Genomic DNA, 15,699 nt, shown 5'->3' with positions numbered 1-15,699 from the left:
GTCAGGTGAGAACCATGTTTGCGTTCAAAGAAGAGTCTCCCGTAAGGGCCATGGCCAACATGGCGGATATCGTCGTCCCCTTTTATCAGCCCATCATCGGCCAGGATCGTCAGGTCAAGGGGTATGAGGTGCTGGCCAGGCGCTGGGATGCCGATAGCCAGGGTTATCAGGGCATCGATTTTGCCGCCCTCGGCGAAGATGACGCTCTGCACCTGGATATCGTCATGCTCAGGGCCATCATGCGCGATCTGCCCGTGCTCGCCCAAAAAGGCCCCTATGCGCTCTCCATCAACCTCAATCCGGCGCTCTCCAGCCCCACCTACCGCAATCTGCTGTTGCTGGTGCTGCTCCAGGCCCGCAAGCTGGGGATCGACATCTGGTTCGAGGTGCTGGAGCACGTCAGGATCAAACACCAGCACAGGGAGATGATCGAGGTGTTGCGGGCCCATGGCGCCCACATCGCCTGTGACGACTTCGGCTCCCTGGCGTGCAATTTCCAGCGCCTGATGATGCTCCCCTACGAGATCGTGAAGCTGTATCGCTCCCTGCTGCTTCAGGCTGCGCGCAGTAGCCACGCCCTCAACATGCTGACGGGGCTGGTGAAATACCTGCAACGACTCGGCATGGCCGTGGTGTGCGAGGGGGTGGAGACCCAGGTCCATATCGAGGTGGCGAACCGGCTGGGCTGCGACTACCAGCAGGGCTACGCCTACGCCATTCCCTCCCCTCTCTCCCGCTGGGCCTGAGCGGAGCGCTTGCGCGTCATGGGGAAACCCGGTCACCTTTCCCATAAAATCCGGCAGGGTGCTGCCATTTTCCTGCCAAAGATGGCAGGCTGTCCCGGCCACACTGACGCCGAGGCCCGCCATGGTTCGCTTTGCCACTTTCAATCTCGCCTTCGATCGCACCGCACCCGGCATGCTGGGGGAAGAGCTCGCCCTGAGCCGCACCGAGCAGGACGCCCTGCTGGCGCGCCTCGCCGACGGTACCTTGAGCGGCGCCCAGAAGACCAAGGCCCTCGACGTGCAGCAGATCCGCAACATCGCCGAAATCATCCAGCGCACCCGGCCGGACGTGTTGCTGCTGAGCGAATTCGACAATGACGGCAAGGGCAGCGACACCACGGACCTCAACGCCTTCAACGACAACTACCTGGCTCACGCCCAACACGACGAGGTGAAGGCCATCAGCTACCCGGTGCTGCAGAACTTCGCCACCAACACCGGTCTGATGAGCGGCCATGACCTCAACCTGGACGGCAAGGTCAACAACGGGCCGGACGACGCCTGGGGCTTTGGCAACTACCACGGCCAGTACGCCTTCGCCGTGATGTCCCAGTACCCCATCGATACCAAACAGATCCGCACCTTCCAGACATTCAAGTGGAAGGAGATGCCGGGCGAAGTGAATCCCGTCATCGACGACTGCAACAATGCCAAGGCGCCGATCCCGGCCGGCCGCCAGTGCGGCGATGCCTGGTATGACGACGCCGCCTGGCAGGCCTTCCCGCTCTCGTCCAAGAACCACGCCGACGTGCCGGTGCGCATCAAGCGTGGCAACAAGGAGGAGGTGATCCACTTCCTTATCTCCCACCCGACCCCGCCCATCTTCGGCAACGCGGCGCGCCACAACGTCAAACGCAACCGGGCGGAGATCGCCTTCTGGCAGGACTATGTGGAAGGGGCAGGCTACATGGTGGATGACGCCGGCAAGGCCGGTGGCTTGGCTGAGGGCGCCAGGTTCGTCATCGCCGGGGATCTCAACGCCGATCCCCAGATTGGCGATGGGGAGCTCACCGCCATTCAGGATCTGCACAACCATGCGCTGGTCAATCAGGCCGTCACCAACGGCGCCCTGATCCCGGTCAGCCAGGGCGGCCCCGAGTGCCTCGCCAGCCAGCCGGATCAGTGCAAGCGCAACAACAACCGCCCCACCCCGGAGCGCATCACCAGCAGCAGCGGCCTGCAGCTCGACCACGTGCTGCCCTCCGCCAACCTGAACGCGGTCGCCTCCGGCGTGTTCTGGCCGGCCAGCTTCGAACCTGGCTACCACCTGGTGTATGACGCCAAGCTGGGCATCGCCAAGGGCGTCAGCTCGGATCACCGCCTGGTGTGGGTCGACTTCAAACTGTGACGGTGACACAGAGCAGATAAGCAACGGGGCCCGCAGGCCCCGTTTTCATTGGTTTGTCATACCAGCTTCTCCACCCGGGCCGGCAGCCCCTGGCGGGCCGACGAGCCGATGGCCCAGTCCACCAGGGGGTAGCGGCCATGGCGGCTGGGATCCAGCACCGCCAGATCGTTGAGGTTGACCCCGGCTCCGCGCAGCGGATTGGCAACCACTTTCTGGCCGTCTATCCAGTGTTCCCGCGCCCCCAGCTCCTTGTGGCCGAAGCCGTGCTCGATGGCGATGGCATCGGCCTGTACCCCGGCCACGCACTCGGCCACCCCGATCACGCTGCCATCCGGGGTGCTGACCCGCACCCTGTCCCCGCTCTCGATGCCGAGGCGCGCCGCCGTCTGCACATTGAGCCGCACCCGGTTGCTGGGGTTCACCTGGCGCAGGCGATCCGAGCCGATGCTCATGGAGCTCATGGTGTGGGACTTGTAGCTGGTGAGCAGCAGCGGCCACTGGGCCGGCTTGAACGCCTCATTGAGCGGCGTGCCGTCCGCCAGCTGGGGACGGAAGAAGCGCGGGGTACCGCTCAAGAACCGGCCGCTCTGGCTGTGGCGGCGGCTGCCCACCTCGGGGTTCCACACCATCAGCGGCTTGGGCCAGCGCTTGCTTGGCTGACCCGCTTCGTCGCGCCCCTTGGCCGCCGGCTCGAAACGCCCGCCACGGGCGAAGAGATAGGCGGCGCGGCCCGCCTCCTCCGCACTCAGGGTGGCATTCAGCACCGGCAGGATCCGTTCCACCCCGGACCAGGCGAGATCCTCAGGCCCGATAGGAGGCACCGGCTCGCCGAGATAGGCGACGTTGGCCGCGCCGTAGAGGGAGAAGTCCGCCGCCTTGTGCAGGGCATGCAGCTTGCCATCCGCCCCTTTGAGCGCCCCCTCGCCAAAGCCCGGCAGCCCCAGCCGTTTGGCCACCGCGATAAAGAAGGACTCCATGCAGACCGGATCTCCCTCGGCGGTCTTGGCGACACGAGGCTCCACGATGGGCCAGCGGCCGGTGGAGACCTTGGTCATCACCCCGTGCCAGGCGGTGGCCCAGCCCCAGGACTCGTAGGTCAGGGTATCCGGCACCAGGTAGTCCGACAGCGCCGACGACTCGTTGATGAAGCTGTCGATGCTGACCACAAGGGGCAGCACGGCAGGGTCTTTGAGCTCTTCGCCTATGGCCTTGCTGAGCCCGGCCTGGCCGTAGAGGGGATTGCCCATGTGGTTGATCCAGGCCTTGAGCCGGTAGGGGTAACCGTTCACCGCCGCGGTCAGGTGTTCGCCGAGCAGAGGGCCGGAGATGGGGAACCAGGGCTCTTGCGCCGGATAGGGGTTCTGGCCCGCCTCGCGCTTGCGCCGATACTCAGAGGTCTTCTCGTAGGGGAACTTGGAGCGCGACAGGAAGACCCCGGCGGGTTTGACCATGCCGGGGAAGCTCGCCAGATCGTAGCGCGGCCCCGCCCCGAAGGGATCGAACTTGCCGCCGCTCGCCACGGTGCCGCCCCGGGCGTTGAGGTTGCCGATCATGACGTTAAGCATCATGATGGCCCAGGCCGAGTAGAAGCCGTTGGCGCTCATGGTGCCGCCGTGGGAGACCACTGCAGCCCGGGTGCCGTGGCTGGTGAACTCCCGCGCCAGCGCCTCGATATCGCTCACCGGCACGGCGCACTCGGCGCTGTATTGCGCAAGAGTGTGCTCCCGGCACGCCTCGGCCAGCAGCTGGAAGCTGCTCTTCACCATGAACTCCCCCTTGGGGCCCTGAATGGGGCGATCCACCCAGAGGTTTGCCCGCTCACACTGGCCGGCGGGTCTCGGCTCGCCGCTCCCCGCCTCCTCTATCAGCATGGCGTCCCCCTCCCCATAGGCTTCCCCCTCAAAGGGCAAGCCGAGATCGCTGGCCCGCAGCATCTGGCCGAAGCGCGGATGCCCCTCGTTGCAGACAACCAGATGGCTGGCGTTGCAAAAACCGCGATAGCCGGCTCGCTCGGCGGCAGCGGCATGGGGTGCCGTCAGGAAGGGCTCGGCGTAGCGTTGGTTGTCGATGATCCAGCGCAGCATGGCCATGGCCAGGGCGGAATCCGTGGCAGGGCGGATGGGCAGCCAGCGGTTAGCGGGGGCGGAGGGCATGTTCACCGTGTTGGGCAGGCTGGGGGCCACCACCACGTAGGAGAAGGGCTTGCCCGGTCGCGCCCGGTTAGCCGCCAGCTGACGGGACTGGCGCTTGAAGGGGTTGCCCGATTGCTGGGGCGAGGTGCCCATGAACAGCAGGAAGTCGCTCTCGTCCCAGTCAGGCTTGAGGTGGGCGTTCTTCTCCAGATCGTCCAGCAGGGCGCCGGCCCCGACCCGGAATGACAGGCCGCAGTAAGCGCCGTGGTTGGCGAAGTTGCGGGTGCCGAAGCTGTTGAAGGTGAAGCGCTTGATGAAGTGATCCCGCCCCTCGTCCGAGGCGTTGCTCACCAGCAGCTGGTTGGCCCTGGGGCCGTACTCCGGGTTGGCCGGGTCGAGCGGCTCGGCGAGGTTGCGAATGGCCCGCAACCCCTCAACCTGGCCCTCGCCAAACAGATCGCCCCCCTCCACCACCTCGGCCACCAGCTGCTCGAAGGGGATGCTCTGCCAGCGGCCGCTGCCACGGGGCCCCAGCCGCTTGAGACAGCGGGTGACCCGCTGTGGGCTGTCGAGCTGCTCCAGCATGGCGTTGCCCCGGGCGCAGGCGGTGGAGCGCCCGTCCAGCCCCCCTTCCTGGTAGCCACTGGTTGCGAGCAGCGCCTGCTTGACCGGGGTCTTGAAGTCGATGTGGTGGCGGGCGGAGAGGGGGTGATAGGGGTTGCCCAAGATCCGCACTATCTGGTCGCGCTCGTTGTCGATGCGGGCCCGCACTCCGCACAGGGTCCAGCAGCCGAGGCACATGGTGTTGGCAACCCGCTGGGCCGGGTTGGGATGCAATTCCCCCCGCTCGTCAACCCGGTACTCCACGGCCAGCGAGTTGCCATGGATGGGATCCCGGGTCGGCTTGCCCGAGCTGCCGGTGGCAAGACCACTCGCCACCTGCTTGAGGGTGTCGCTGTAACCGGCGACGAACAATCCGGTACCGCCGGCGATGGCGGCGCCCTTGAGAAACGTGCGTTTGCTGTGATCCATCAGAGTGCCTCGCGTGCAAAAGGAGTGGATGCCTTGATGGCAGAGGAAACAGAGGGGTGCACCAGCTCCGAGAGGGCCACCAGCAGGGCCAGCAGCAGACCGAAGGTGCCGAGAATGCCGAGCACACCGGTCGGGCCCCAGGCGATTTCATAGAGGTAGACGCCAGCCCCGTACTTGGGTGCGAGCTGCCCCTGGATCAGCACCAGCCAGCGCAGGCCCCACACCAGGTGCAGCCCCAGCAGCGCCAGCCCCCAGAGTGCCAGGCGGGCAGAGATCCTGGGCCGCAGCAGCATCAGCAGGCCGGCCAGCCCCAGGGTCAGCAACAGCCAGTGGGCCGCCAGCCGCCAGCTCGGGTCGAGCCGATAGAGGGCCGCGGCCTCTGTTGCCGAGGCGCCGCCAAGCAGGGCCCAGCCCAGCAGGGAGAGGGCCAGCAGGCCTAACGTCCAGCCACTCTGGCGCAGCAGGGTCGACTCGGTCTGGGCATGCCAGCCCGCCAGCACGCGGTTGAGCAGCAGCAGGGTACTCTGAGCCCCCAGCACGGCGCTCAGGGTCAGCAGCCAGGGCAACCAGGGGGTATGCCAGAGCGGGCGCGCAGCCACCGCCATGGTCTCGAGCCCGGTGTAGAGGGCGATGCTGAGCCCGCTCAGGGCCGTCAGCAAAGAGAGGGGCCGCAGCCAGACGTGCCCCGACCAGCTTCCCAGGCAGAGCAGGCGGGCCAGCCGCGCGACTTTGTCATTGGCCACGCCACGCCGGGTCAGGGCTGGCCTTAGCAGCAGCCAGCCGAGCAGCATGGAGAACAGGCTGAACAGCGGCAGCAGATAGGCGCCATACCACATGACGGAGCCAAAGCGCGTCTGGGCGTAGAAGTGCCAGGCCCGGGCCGGCTGGTGCAGATCCGCGGTCAGGGTGATGGGAGCCACCAGACCGGCCGCCACCATCAGCACCGCCGCCAGGGTCTGCAGCCGCGGGTCCGGCGCCTTGCGCCACAGATCAAACGCGCCGAGCCAGAGGGCCCCGTAGGCGAGGCCGATGAGGAAGAAATATTGCACCGCCCAGGGCAACCAGGTGATGGGCTGAGCCGGGGCCAGCAGTTCGTTAATGACCATGGGCTATCTCCTTGCCATCGTCGGTGAGCAGGGTGCGCAGGGCCGGGTTGCCGTCGACCTTGCTGACGAAGGCCTCGTCCATGCCGAGATAGAAGACCCGCGGTTGGGTATGGGCCTCCGGCTTGAGCACCTTGAGCGCCGGCTCGTGTTCGCGCAGCAAGCGGCTTATCCGGCTCTTGGGGTCGTTCAAATCCCCTATGATGCGCGCCTCGCCGACACAGCTCTCGACGCAGGCGGGCAAGAGTCCCGCCTCCAGCCGATGGGCGCAGAAGGTGCACTTGTCGGCGGTGTTGGTCTCGTGGTTGATGAAGCGGGCGTCATAGGGGCAGGCCTGCACGCAGTAGCCGCAGCCGACGCACCAGTCGTTGTTTACCACGACGATGCCGTCATCGCGCTGGAAGGTGGCGCCGGTGGGGCAGACATCGAGGCAGGCGGGCTCGGCGCAGTGGTTGCAGAGCCTTGGCAGCATCAAGAGGGAGGCGGGAGCCTCAAGGGCGGCCACGTCGCTCACCTCGTACTGGCTCACCGTGGTGCGAAACTGGCCGAGTGGAGGCTGGTTTTCGATGGTGCAGGCAACGGTGCAGGCCTGACAGCCGACGCAGCGGCGCAGGTCGATCAGCATGCCGTAACGCTTGCGCCCGTCCCCCCGGCTGATGGCCGCCCGCCCGTTGCGGGGAGCGGGAACGGACTGCGCCTGAACCTGGGTGACGGGGATCAGGGCCGCCCCTGCGGTGAGGGCGGCGATCCCGGATAACAATCGGCGCTTGCTGGGCTCCATGGCGTCTTTCCTTCTGCTGAGCTGGCTTGAAAGGGGTTGGGCCGATTGTCCTCAACGCAGGAAGTCGCCTCTATTGTGGTTTTCCACATACCGGGAGCCGGGTTGATCCCGCGCAATAAAAAAAGCCCCAGCCCTGCTGAACTGTGACCGGGGCGGCGTTTGCCGCTCCTCCCGGCCCCCGTTCGCGTGCAAGCGCACGTCCCGGTGATAGACTGCCCCTTTGCACCGAGAGGAGAGCCCCCTGCACGCCCCAGTCCCCTTGCCCCTGCTCAGCCTGCTGCTCTGGCTCGCCCTGTCAGCCCTGCCGCTGCGGGTGCAGGCCGCCCCGCCCCCCTCTTCACCAGCGCCGGCCCGACAGGAATCCGCCCCATCCCAGGCCACGCCGGTGCAGGCCATGGCCGAGCCGATACGCATCGGCGTGCTGGCAACCCGCGGCCCGGCCCTGGCCAGAGCCCAGTGGCAACCGCTGCTGCGCTGGCTGGCACAGCGCGTGCCCGGCCATCGCTTCGTGCTGCATCCGCTGGGGCTCGATGAACTGGCCGAGGCCGTCGCCCGCGAGCACCTCGATTTCGTCATCACCAACCCGGGCCAGTCGGTGAGCCTGGCGCGCCAGTATCCGCTGGCCTGGCTCGCCACCCTCAAGAGTCCGGCCGGGGGGGACAACCTCGCCATCGGCGCCGCCCTGGTGGTGCCTGCCCAGGCCCCCTACCGACACTGGCGTGACCTCGAGGGGAAAGCGGTCGCCGCCGTTTCGGAGAACGCCTTCGGTGGCTACCTCGCCTTTCGCTTCGAGGCGGGCGAACAGGGAGTTCGGCTGGAGCGCTTCTTCTCCACCGTGCAGTTCACCGGCTTTCCGCTGGACCGGCTCATCGAGCGGCTGGCGACAGGGGAGGTGGCCGCCGCCATCGTGCCGGTGTGCCAGCTCGAGCGCATGGAGCGGGAGGGCAAGGCCGCCAGAGGGGCGTTTCGGGTGCTGGACGATCAAGCGCCAGCCGGCTTTGGCTGTCAGAGCTCGACCCGGCTCTACCCCAACTGGTCCTTCGCCAAGACGGAGCGGGCCTCCCCCGCGCTGGCGCTGGCGGTGACCCGCGCGCTGTACGATCTGCCCGCTGATAGCGAGGCGGCCATCGCCGCCGATTCGGCGGGCTGGACCGTGCCCACCAGCGAGCTTGCCATCGACCGCCTGCTCAAGGCGCTGGATCGCCACCCGCTGCAGGGCCCCTGGTGGCAAGCGGCCTGGCACTGGCTGCGCCAGCATCAGCAGTGGGGCTGGGGTGCCCTGGCGTTGGTACTGGTGCTGGGGGGCCACCACCTGCTGCTGCAATACCTGTTCAATCGCAGCCAGCGCCGGCTGCTCAAAGCCCGCCACCAGCTCGAACAGAAGGGACGCCAGCTGGCACAGGCCAGACGGCTCGCCGAACTGGGCGAGCTGGGCGCCAACGTGGCCCACGAGATCAATCAACCCCTCAGCGCCATCGCCAACTACAGCCAGGGAGCCTTGTTGCGACTGGACAAATTGGCACAGGATCCGGCCCAGTCTGCCGCCCAGGCCTCCCTGCGTCAGGCCCTGGAGCAGATAGGGCTCCAGGTCCAGCGCATCACCCAGACCGTCAACCGGCTCAGGGCCCGGCTGCAAAAGCGCCCTCCCCGCTTCGCGCCTTGCGATCTGCCCACCCTGGTGGCGGAGTTGCGCCCCCTGCTGGAGCAGATGCTGGCGCCCCTCGACGTCGCCTTCACCCTGCACTGGCGGGGCCAGCCGCGCCGACTCCCTCTGGATGGCACCGGGATGGAGCAGCTGCTGGTCAACCTCATCAAGAATGGCGCCGAGAGTGCAGCGAAGAGTGCGGCGCAGAGGGCGCGCGCCGCTGTTCACTCCCCTGCTCACCCCCCTGCGCAAGCAGCGGCACAGGAGCCTGCCCGGGTCGAGCTGTTGATCGCCTTCGAGGCGCAGAGCCTGCTGCTGGAGATCCGCGACAACGGCGCCGGCCTGAGGGTCCCCGCCACCGAACTGCAGCAGGCGTTTTACAGCGACAAGCCGGATGGCATGGGGCTGGGGCTGGCCATCTGCCGGGAGGTGGTCGAGAGCCATCGCGGCCAGTTCAGCCTGGAGAACCTGAGCCCCCACGGCTGCCTGGCCCGGGTCATCCTGCCCGTGCCGCCACCCGAGGATCCCGCCTCAGCCACCCCCACCCACCCTCCGACACCGAGGAACTGAGATGACGTCCCCCTCCCGCCCCCCGCTCTATCTGGTCGACGACGACGAGGCCGTGCTCGACTCCCTGCGCTTCATGCTGGAGAGCTGCGACGAGCGGCAGCTGTTCAGCTTTGCCGATGGCGAGCGCTTTCTGGCCGAGGTCGACCTGCACCAGCCCGCCTGCCTCATCCTCGACTGCCGCATGCCGGGGCTCTCTGGCCCCGAGGTGCAACAGCGGCTGAAGGCGGCCCAGAGCCCCATCGCCATCCTGTTTCTCACCGGCCACGGCGAGGTGCCGCTGGCGGTGGAGTCCCTCAAGCAGGGGGCGGTGGACTTCTTACAAAAGCCCGTGCAGCTGGCCCCCCTGCTCGCCGCCATCGAGCGGGCCGAGCAGGCAACGCAGGCGGCGGCCACCCGCCTCGCCCAGCTGGCCGCCTTTGAGCGCCTCACCCCGCGCGAACGCCAGCTGTTGCAGCTCATCGCCCGGGGCCACAAGAACCAGCAGATAGCGCAGGATCTCTGCATTTCGGTGCGCACCGTCGAGGTGTGCCGCGCCAGCCTGATGAAACGCCTGGCGGTGAACTCCCTCGCCGAGATGCTGCTGCGCTACGCGCAGGTGAACGAACAACCCTGAGTGGCCTGCAACCGTACAAAACGGGCAGGGATCACACATTTGGCGCTTCGATGGCGGTAGAGTGCCCTCTTCTCTTCACCAGGATCGCCCGGGTCCTGCGCCTTGTTTCGAGGACACATCATGGAACTGCTTCTGCTCAGCAACGGTAAAACCACAGAACACCCCGGCCTGCTCGGCTGGGCCCGCGACCGGGTGCAAACCCTGCTCGCTCGCAACCAGGTCAAGCGCATCCTGCTCATCCCCTACGCGGTGATCCGCAGCGACTGGGATGCCCGCGCCCGGGAGCTCACCGAGAGTCTGGGGGTGGACGCCATCAGCATCCATCACTTCGACGATCCGGTGGATGCCATCAACCGGGCCGACGCCATCTTCATCAGCGGCGGCAATACCTGGCTCCTGAACCAGCGGCTGCACGAGTATGGTCTGGTGGTCCCCATCCAGCGTGCGGTGCGCGAGCGGGGCGTGCCCTATGTGGGCTGGAGCGCCGGCTGCAACGTGGCCACCCCCAGCATCCGCACCACCAACGACATGCCGGTGTGCAGCGCCGTGGTGCTGCCTGCGCTGGGGCTCTTCCCCGTGCAGATCAACCCCCACTACCTGGACGCCAGCATCAGCGGCCACATGGGGGAGACCCGGGACGAGCGTCTGGCCGAATTCTGCGCCATCAACCCGAGCGAATCCGTGGTGGCCCTGCGCGAGGCGAGCCTGTTGCAGATCGGCGGCGAGAGCATCGAGTACTGGAGTGCCCGGGGCGAGACCTTCAAGATCTTCAAGCACGGCGAGCCCGTCCGGGAATACGGGGACGCTGCGCCTCTGGCAGCGCTCACCCCCTTCACGCCGGCACGCTGATCCTGCCAAACGACAGAGGGATGGCCTGCGCCATCCCTCTTTCTTTGTTGCTCGCCCCTTCGTGATTCACTCCAGAATGGCCATCTCCTCCCGAGAGCCGCTGCGCCCGGGAGCCCTCAGCAACACCACCAGCGGCACGGCGCACAGGCTGACCCACATCATCAGGCGAAAATCCTGCAGGTAGGCGAGCAGGCTGGCCTGCCGGGTCACCTCGCCGTTGATCATGGCCAGCCCCTTCGGCGTCATCAGCTCCGCCATGCCCCCGCCCTGATGCAGGTTGACATTGAACGGGGTGATGTAGGCGGCGAACGCCTCGTGGTTCATCTGGGATCGCTGGGCCAGATAGGTGATCACTACCGAGATGCCGATGCTGCTGCCGATGTTGCGCACCAGGCTGAACAGCGCCGTCCCCTCGTTGCGATAGCGCGGCGCCAGGGTCGCAAAGGTGATGGTGGAGAGTGGCACGAAGATGAAGCCGAGCCCCAGCCCCTGGATGATGCCGGTGCGCACTATGTCCCAGCTGCCGATGTCCGTGTTGAACAGGGTCATCTCCCACATGGAGAAGCTGGTGAGCAGCAGCCCTGACAGGATGAGGTAACGGGCGTCCACCCGGCCCGACAGCCTGCCCACCAGCATCATGGCAACCATGGTGCCCACCCCGCGCGGGGCGAGCAGGTAACCCACGTCGATCACCGGGTAACCCATCAGCCCCTGCATGAAGGGAGGCAGCAGCGTCATGGTCGCCAGCAAGATGATGCCGACGATGAAGATGAAGAGCAGACCGACGCTGAAGTTGCGATCCCGGAACAGGGCCGGTTCTATATAGGGGTGCGGGTGGGTGAAGATATGCACCACGAAGAGGTAGAACGCCATCACCATCAGGATGGTCTCGATGACGATCTCGGGGCTGGCGAACCAGTTTTGTGACTCCCCCCTGTCCAGCGCCATCTGCAACGCCCCGATGCCGAGACTCAGCAGGGCGAAGCCCAGCAGATCGAAGCGGCGGCTGGCATCGATCTTCGTCTCCTCGATGAAGGCGGCAAGCCCGAACCAGGCCAGCAGGCCGAACGGCAGGTTGATGTAGAAGACCCAGCGCCAGTTGTAGTACTCGGTGAGCCAGCCCCCCAGCGACGGCCCCAGGATGGGACCCACCATGACCCCTATCCCCCAGAGCGCCATGGCGGAGCCGTGCTTCTCTGGCGGGTAGGTGTCCAGCAGCACCGCCTGTGAGAGGGGCACCAGGCTGGCACCGAAGATCCCCTGCAGCAGGCGGAACAGCACTATCTGATCCAGGCTCTGGGCCGCGCCGCACAACATGGAGGCAACGGTAAAGCCCGCCACCGACCACATGAACAGCCTTTTGCGGCCAATTCTTGCCGAGATGAAACCGGTCAGCGGCATGAAGATGGCGGCCGCCACTATGTAGGAGGTCAGCACCCAGGAGATCTGATCCTGGGTGGCGCCCATGGCCCCCTGCATATGGGGCAGGGCGACGTTGGCGATGGTGGTGTCCAGCGCCTGCATGATGGTGGCCAACATCACCGACAGGGTGATGAAGCCACGTCGGGAGCTCTGATCCACCCCCTGATGGCTTTGCGTCGTCATATTAACCTCAGAATGACCAGCCCAGCAGGCTGCGTTTGTGGCCGGTGTCTATCTTGGTGATGGCGCTCAGGCCAGCGCGCAGAGTGGGCCCGGAGGCCATTTCGTCCAGCTTGATGCGCACCGCGACTCGCTGGGCGATCTTGACCCAGTTGCCGGTGGCATTCTGGGCCGGGATCACCGAAAACTCGGAGCCGGTGGCCGGGCTCAGGCTCTCCACCACCCCGTGCCAATGGGCATTCGGGTAGGTGTCCAGGCTGATCTCCACCTCCTGCCCCGGCTGAACATGGGTCAGCTCGGTTTCGGTGAAGTTCGCCTCTATCCAGGGGCTGTCGGTCTCTACCAGCATCATGGCGGTCATGCCGACGATGCTGTACTGGCCCGGCTTGGGCAGCTGGCTGGCGATGCCGTTGGCGGGGGCGTAGATCTTGGTGCGGGCGAGATCCAGCTTGGCCTTGGCGAGCTCGGCGGCGGCCTCCTGATAGGCGGGCTGCTGCTCCACCGGCAGGTTGACGTCGCCGTTCAGGGAGGCCTCTATCTTCTTGAGCCCCTCCTCCAGCGCCACCTGCTGCTGGGCTGTCTGTATGGTGAGCTGACGGGCATCGTCATAGTTGGCGGTGGAGGTGAAGTGTTTGGCCACCAGATCCGCCTGGCGATGCTCCTCCTTCAGGGCATAGGCATGGCGGGTGCGTGCCACGGCGATCTCCGCCTGCTGGCCGCGATAACTGGTCTGCAGCGCCACCAGATCGGTGCGCACCTTGGCGAGCTCCGCCTCGGCCTTGGTTACCGCCACCTGGAAGGTCTCGGGATCCAGCTCGAACATCAGCTGACCGGCCTTGACCTGCTCGTTCTCATTCACATAGACCTTGGCCACCCGGCCCAGCACCTCGGTACTGATGGGCACCTTGTCCGCCTTCACATAGGCGTTGTCGGTCTCGACATAACGGCCACCCAGCATGTAGATGGCACCTATGCCGAGCAGGGCCAGTGCCGGTACCACCACCAGCAGAAGCAGACGGGTCCGGCGGCGGTTCGTCACCGGCGTTTGGGGAGGGGAAGATTCGGCATTCATAGAAACACTCCACATTCAATGCTGATAAAGATGAGATCAATACTTCGATAGATTGTCGCGCAGGGTCTTGAGGGCGTCGCAGAGGGCGCGGGTGCCCGCCTCCCCCAGCTCACCGATGGCGTGCTGATGCACCACAGCGGAGGCCTGCTTGATCTTCTCGAGATAGGGTTCCGCCCCCTCGGTCAGGAACAGCTGATGGGCACGCCTGTCGTTGGGGTCGTTGCGCCGCTCCACCAGACCGTTGTCGGCCATCTGATCGAGCTGGCGCGCCAGCGTGATGGGCTGGATGTCCAGCCGCTCGGCGAGATCCACCTGGCGTATGCCCTCGCTGCGCGCAATGTGAACCAGGGCTCTTGCCTGGGCCAGGGTGAGGCAGCTCCCCTCCAGCTGCTGCTGGAACTGGCGGCGCATCAGACGCTGGACGTCGCCGATGAGAAAGCCAAGGGTGTCCGGTTGTTTGTTCATGATATGCAACCCATATAGTAAGCTTTACTTATTATATACAAGGCGTATCCATGTGCAAGCTGGCCCCGGCCGCCGTTTGGGTTCATGCTGGGTGCCACCACCTCAACGGCAGGAGACACGTCATGGATATCAGGATGGAGCGGGACAGCCTGGGGGAGATAGCCGTCCCGGCGGACAGGCTCTGGGGGGCCCAGACCCAGCGCTCCCTGCATCACTTCAACATCTCGGGGGAGCGCCAGCCCATGGAGATCATCCATGCCCTGGCCCGCATCAAGTCCGCCTGTGCCCGGGTCAACCACGCTCTGGGGCTGCTCCCCGCCCGCAAGGCCCAGGCCATCATGGCCGCCGCCGACGAAATCCTGCGCGGCCTGCACGACGCCGAGTTTCCCCTGATGGTGTGGCAGACCGGCTCCGGCACCCAGACCAACATGAACCTCAACGAGGTGCTGGCAAACCGGGCCAGCGAACTGCTCGGCGGCCCCCGGGGGGAAGCGCGGCTGGTGCATCCCAACGACGAGGTAAACAAGAGCCAGTCCAGCAACGATGTCTTCCCGAGCGCCATGAACCTGGCGGCGGTCACCGCCATCACGCAGCGGTTGCTGCCGGCCCTCGCTGCCCTGAAGCAGACCCTGGCAGGCAAGGCCGCCACCTTCGACCACATCGTCAAGATTGGCCGCACCCATTTGCAGGATGCCACTCCCCTCACCCTAGGCCAGGAGATCTCCGGCTGGGTCGCCCAGCTCGAACAGGGGGAGCGCCATCTACGGGCCGCCCTGCCCCATCTGTGCGAGCTGGCGCTCGGCGGCACCGCCGTGGGCACCGGCCTCAACTGCCCTCCCGGCTTTGCCGAGGCGGTGGCCAGGACCCTGGCCGAGCAGACCGGCCTGCCGCTGGTGAGCGCCCCCAACAAGTTCGAGGCCCTGGCGGCGAGTGACGCCCAGGTTCACGCCCACGGTGCCCTCAAAACGCTGGCAGCCTCCCTCATGAAGATCGCCAACGACGTGCGCTGGCTGGCGAGCGGCCCCCGCAGCGGGCTGGGGGAGCTGCTCATCCCCGAGAACGAGCCTGGATCCTCCATCATGCCCGGCAAGGTCAACCCGACCCAGAGCGAGGCGCTCACCATGCTGTGCGCCCAGGTGATGGGCAACGATGTGGCCATCAACATCGGCGGCGCCAGCGGCAACTTCGAGCTCAACGTGTTCAGGCCCATGATCGCCCACAACTTTCTGCAGAGCGTGCGGCTGCTGGCGGACGGCATGCAGAGCTTCCACGACCACTGCGCCGTCGGCATCACCCCGAACCAGGCCAGGATCGACGATCTGCTCTCCCGCTCCCTGATGCTGGTGACGGCCCTCAACCCCCATATCGGCTATGACAAGGCGGCCGAGATCGCCAAGCGGGCGCACCATCAGGGACTGAGTCTGCGGGAGGCGGCCATTGCCTCGGGCCACCTCAGCGCGGAGCAATTCGATGCCTGGGTGATCCCCGCTGACATGGTGGGTCGCACGCCATAAGGCAGCGCAGCGCACGGCAATCCCATGCCCGGGTGATCCCCGCTGACATGGTGGGCCACACGCCATAAGGCCGCGCAGCGCACGGCAATCCCATGCCCGGGGCATACCAGCGCAGGTGGCGGGCCACAGCAAATAGGAACTGTGATGGGCAATAAAGATGAAAAGGGCGCCATGGCGCCCTTTTCATT

The 15,699-nt window shown here is 66.3% G+C and carries 11 protein-coding genes and 1 pseudogene; 6 read left to right on the top strand and 6 right to left on the bottom strand.

Annotated features, from left to right (window positions below):
• Nucleotides 1-14 precede the first annotated feature (14 nt).
• Complete coding sequence (locus H7R73_RS04840) at nucleotides 15-746, top strand: EAL domain-containing protein (protein ID WP_103260723.1); 732 nt, start codon at nucleotides 15-17, stop codon at nucleotides 744-746.
• Nucleotides 747-764: 18 nt separating this feature from the next.
• Nucleotides 765-2,133 (top strand): annotated as a pseudogene (locus tag H7R73_RS04835) (endonuclease/exonuclease/phosphatase family protein).
• 56 nt (nucleotides 2,134-2,189) lie between these two features.
• On the opposite strand, the gene H7R73_RS04830 reads toward H7R73_RS04835, so the two are convergent.
• Genes H7R73_RS04830 through dsrO form a run of 3 tightly spaced genes read right to left on the bottom strand, consistent with a single transcriptional unit; the run spans nucleotide 2,190 to nucleotide 7,181 of the window.
• Nucleotides 2,190-5,297, bottom strand: a complete 3,108-nt coding sequence (locus tag H7R73_RS04830; RefSeq protein ID WP_103260725.1) for a tetrathionate reductase subunit A — start codon at nucleotides 5,295-5,297, stop codon at nucleotides 2,190-2,192.
• Nucleotides 5,297-6,403 carry an NrfD/PsrC family molybdoenzyme membrane anchor subunit gene (nrfD, locus tag H7R73_RS04825; protein ID WP_103260726.1) on the bottom strand — a complete coding sequence of 369 codons (1,107 nt, stop codon included), beginning with the start codon at nucleotides 6,401-6,403 and terminating at the stop codon, nucleotides 5,297-5,299. Before nrfD ends, H7R73_RS04830 begins: the two co-directional genes overlap by 1 nt.
• Nucleotides 6,393-7,181, bottom strand: coding sequence for a sulfate reduction electron transfer complex DsrMKJOP subunit DsrO (gene dsrO / locus H7R73_RS04820; protein WP_103260727.1), 789 nt, complete (start codon nucleotides 7,179-7,181; stop codon nucleotides 6,393-6,395). The genes nrfD and dsrO overlap by 11 nt, the downstream gene beginning before the upstream one ends.
• A gap of 259 nt (nucleotides 7,182-7,440) precedes the next feature.
• On the opposite strand from dsrO, the gene H7R73_RS04815 reads away from it, so the two are divergent.
• From H7R73_RS04815 to pepE, 3 genes are all read left to right on the top strand, one after another.
• Complete coding sequence (locus tag H7R73_RS04815; RefSeq protein ID WP_182951723.1) at nucleotides 7,441-9,396, top strand: sensor histidine kinase; 1,956 nt, start codon at nucleotides 7,441-7,443, stop codon at nucleotides 9,394-9,396.
• 1 nt (nucleotide 9,397) lies between these two features.
• Nucleotides 9,398-10,009 (top strand): response regulator transcription factor, encoded by a 612-nt coding sequence (locus tag H7R73_RS04810; protein WP_103260729.1) that lies wholly within the window; start codon nucleotides 9,398-9,400, stop codon nucleotides 10,007-10,009.
• Nucleotides 10,010-10,129: 120 nt separating this feature from the next.
• On the top strand, nucleotides 10,130-10,858 hold the full coding sequence (gene pepE / locus H7R73_RS04805) for a dipeptidase PepE (protein WP_103260730.1): 729 nt from the start codon (nucleotides 10,130-10,132) through the stop codon (nucleotides 10,856-10,858).
• A gap of 66 nt (nucleotides 10,859-10,924) precedes the next feature.
• Here pepE and H7R73_RS04800 read toward each other — a convergent pair whose 3' ends face one another.
• The 3 genes from H7R73_RS04800 to H7R73_RS04790 are packed head-to-tail and all read right to left on the bottom strand — an operon-like array spanning nucleotide 10,925 to nucleotide 13,997.
• Nucleotides 10,925-12,463 carry a DHA2 family efflux MFS transporter permease subunit gene (locus H7R73_RS04800; protein ID WP_048208249.1) on the bottom strand — a complete coding sequence of 513 codons (1,539 nt, stop codon included), beginning with the start codon at nucleotides 12,461-12,463 and terminating at the stop codon, nucleotides 10,925-10,927.
• A gap of 7 nt (nucleotides 12,464-12,470) precedes the next feature.
• Nucleotides 12,471-13,532, bottom strand: a complete 1,062-nt coding sequence (locus H7R73_RS04795) for an HlyD family secretion protein (RefSeq protein WP_041214625.1) — start codon at nucleotides 13,530-13,532, stop codon at nucleotides 12,471-12,473.
• Nucleotides 13,533-13,568: 36 nt separating this feature from the next.
• On the bottom strand, nucleotides 13,569-13,997 hold the full coding sequence (locus tag H7R73_RS04790) for a MarR family winged helix-turn-helix transcriptional regulator (RefSeq protein ID WP_039040059.1): 429 nt from the start codon (nucleotides 13,995-13,997) through the stop codon (nucleotides 13,569-13,571).
• A 122-nt stretch (nucleotides 13,998-14,119) separates the two neighbouring features.
• Between H7R73_RS04790 and fumC the strand changes: the two genes are divergently transcribed.
• Nucleotides 14,120-15,511 carry a class II fumarate hydratase gene (gene fumC / locus H7R73_RS04785; protein WP_103260731.1) on the top strand — a complete coding sequence of 464 codons (1,392 nt, stop codon included), beginning with the start codon at nucleotides 14,120-14,122 and terminating at the stop codon, nucleotides 15,509-15,511.
• Nucleotides 15,512-15,699: the final 188 nt, after the last annotated feature.

The organism is Aeromonas sp. WP2-W18-CRE-05, from assembly GCF_014168615.1.
GTDB lineage: Bacteria > Pseudomonadota > Gammaproteobacteria > Enterobacterales > Aeromonadaceae > Aeromonas > Aeromonas caviae.
The sequence above is the reverse complement of the archived record's forward strand: the minus strand, read 5'-3'. Positions and strand labels throughout refer to the sequence as shown.

What these genes read in the sequence shown, in the direction of transcription:
- H7R73_RS04830 (WP_103260725.1), bottom strand. Translation starts at nt 5,297, where the DNA reads ATGGATCACAGCAAACGCACGTTTCTCAAGGGCGCCGCCATCGCCGGC.
- H7R73_RS04810 (WP_103260729.1), top strand. Translation starts at nt 9,398, where the DNA reads ATGACGTCCCCCTCCCGCCCCCCGCTCTATCTGGTCGACGACGACGAG.
- fumC (WP_103260731.1), top strand. Translation starts at nt 14,120, where the DNA reads ATGGATATCAGGATGGAGCGGGACAGCCTGGGGGAGATAGCCGTCCCG.
- H7R73_RS04800 (WP_048208249.1), bottom strand. Translation starts at nt 12,463, where the DNA reads ATGACGACGCAAAGCCATCAGGGGGTGGATCAGAGCTCCCGACGTGGC.
- H7R73_RS04795 (WP_041214625.1), bottom strand. Translation starts at nt 13,532, where the DNA reads ATGAATGCCGAATCTTCCCCTCCCCAAACGCCGGTGACGAACCGCCGC.
- H7R73_RS04790 (WP_039040059.1), bottom strand. Translation starts at nt 13,997, where the DNA reads ATGAACAAACAACCGGACACCCTTGGCTTTCTCATCGGCGACGTCCAG.
- dsrO (WP_103260727.1), bottom strand. Translation starts at nt 7,181, where the DNA reads ATGGAGCCCAGCAAGCGCCGATTGTTATCCGGGATCGCCGCCCTCACC.
- H7R73_RS04840 (WP_103260723.1), top strand. Translation starts at nt 15, where the DNA reads ATGTTTGCGTTCAAAGAAGAGTCTCCCGTAAGGGCCATGGCCAACATG.
- pepE (WP_103260730.1), top strand. Translation starts at nt 10,130, where the DNA reads ATGGAACTGCTTCTGCTCAGCAACGGTAAAACCACAGAACACCCCGGC.
- nrfD (WP_103260726.1), bottom strand. Translation starts at nt 6,403, where the DNA reads ATGGTCATTAACGAACTGCTGGCCCCGGCTCAGCCCATCACCTGGTTG.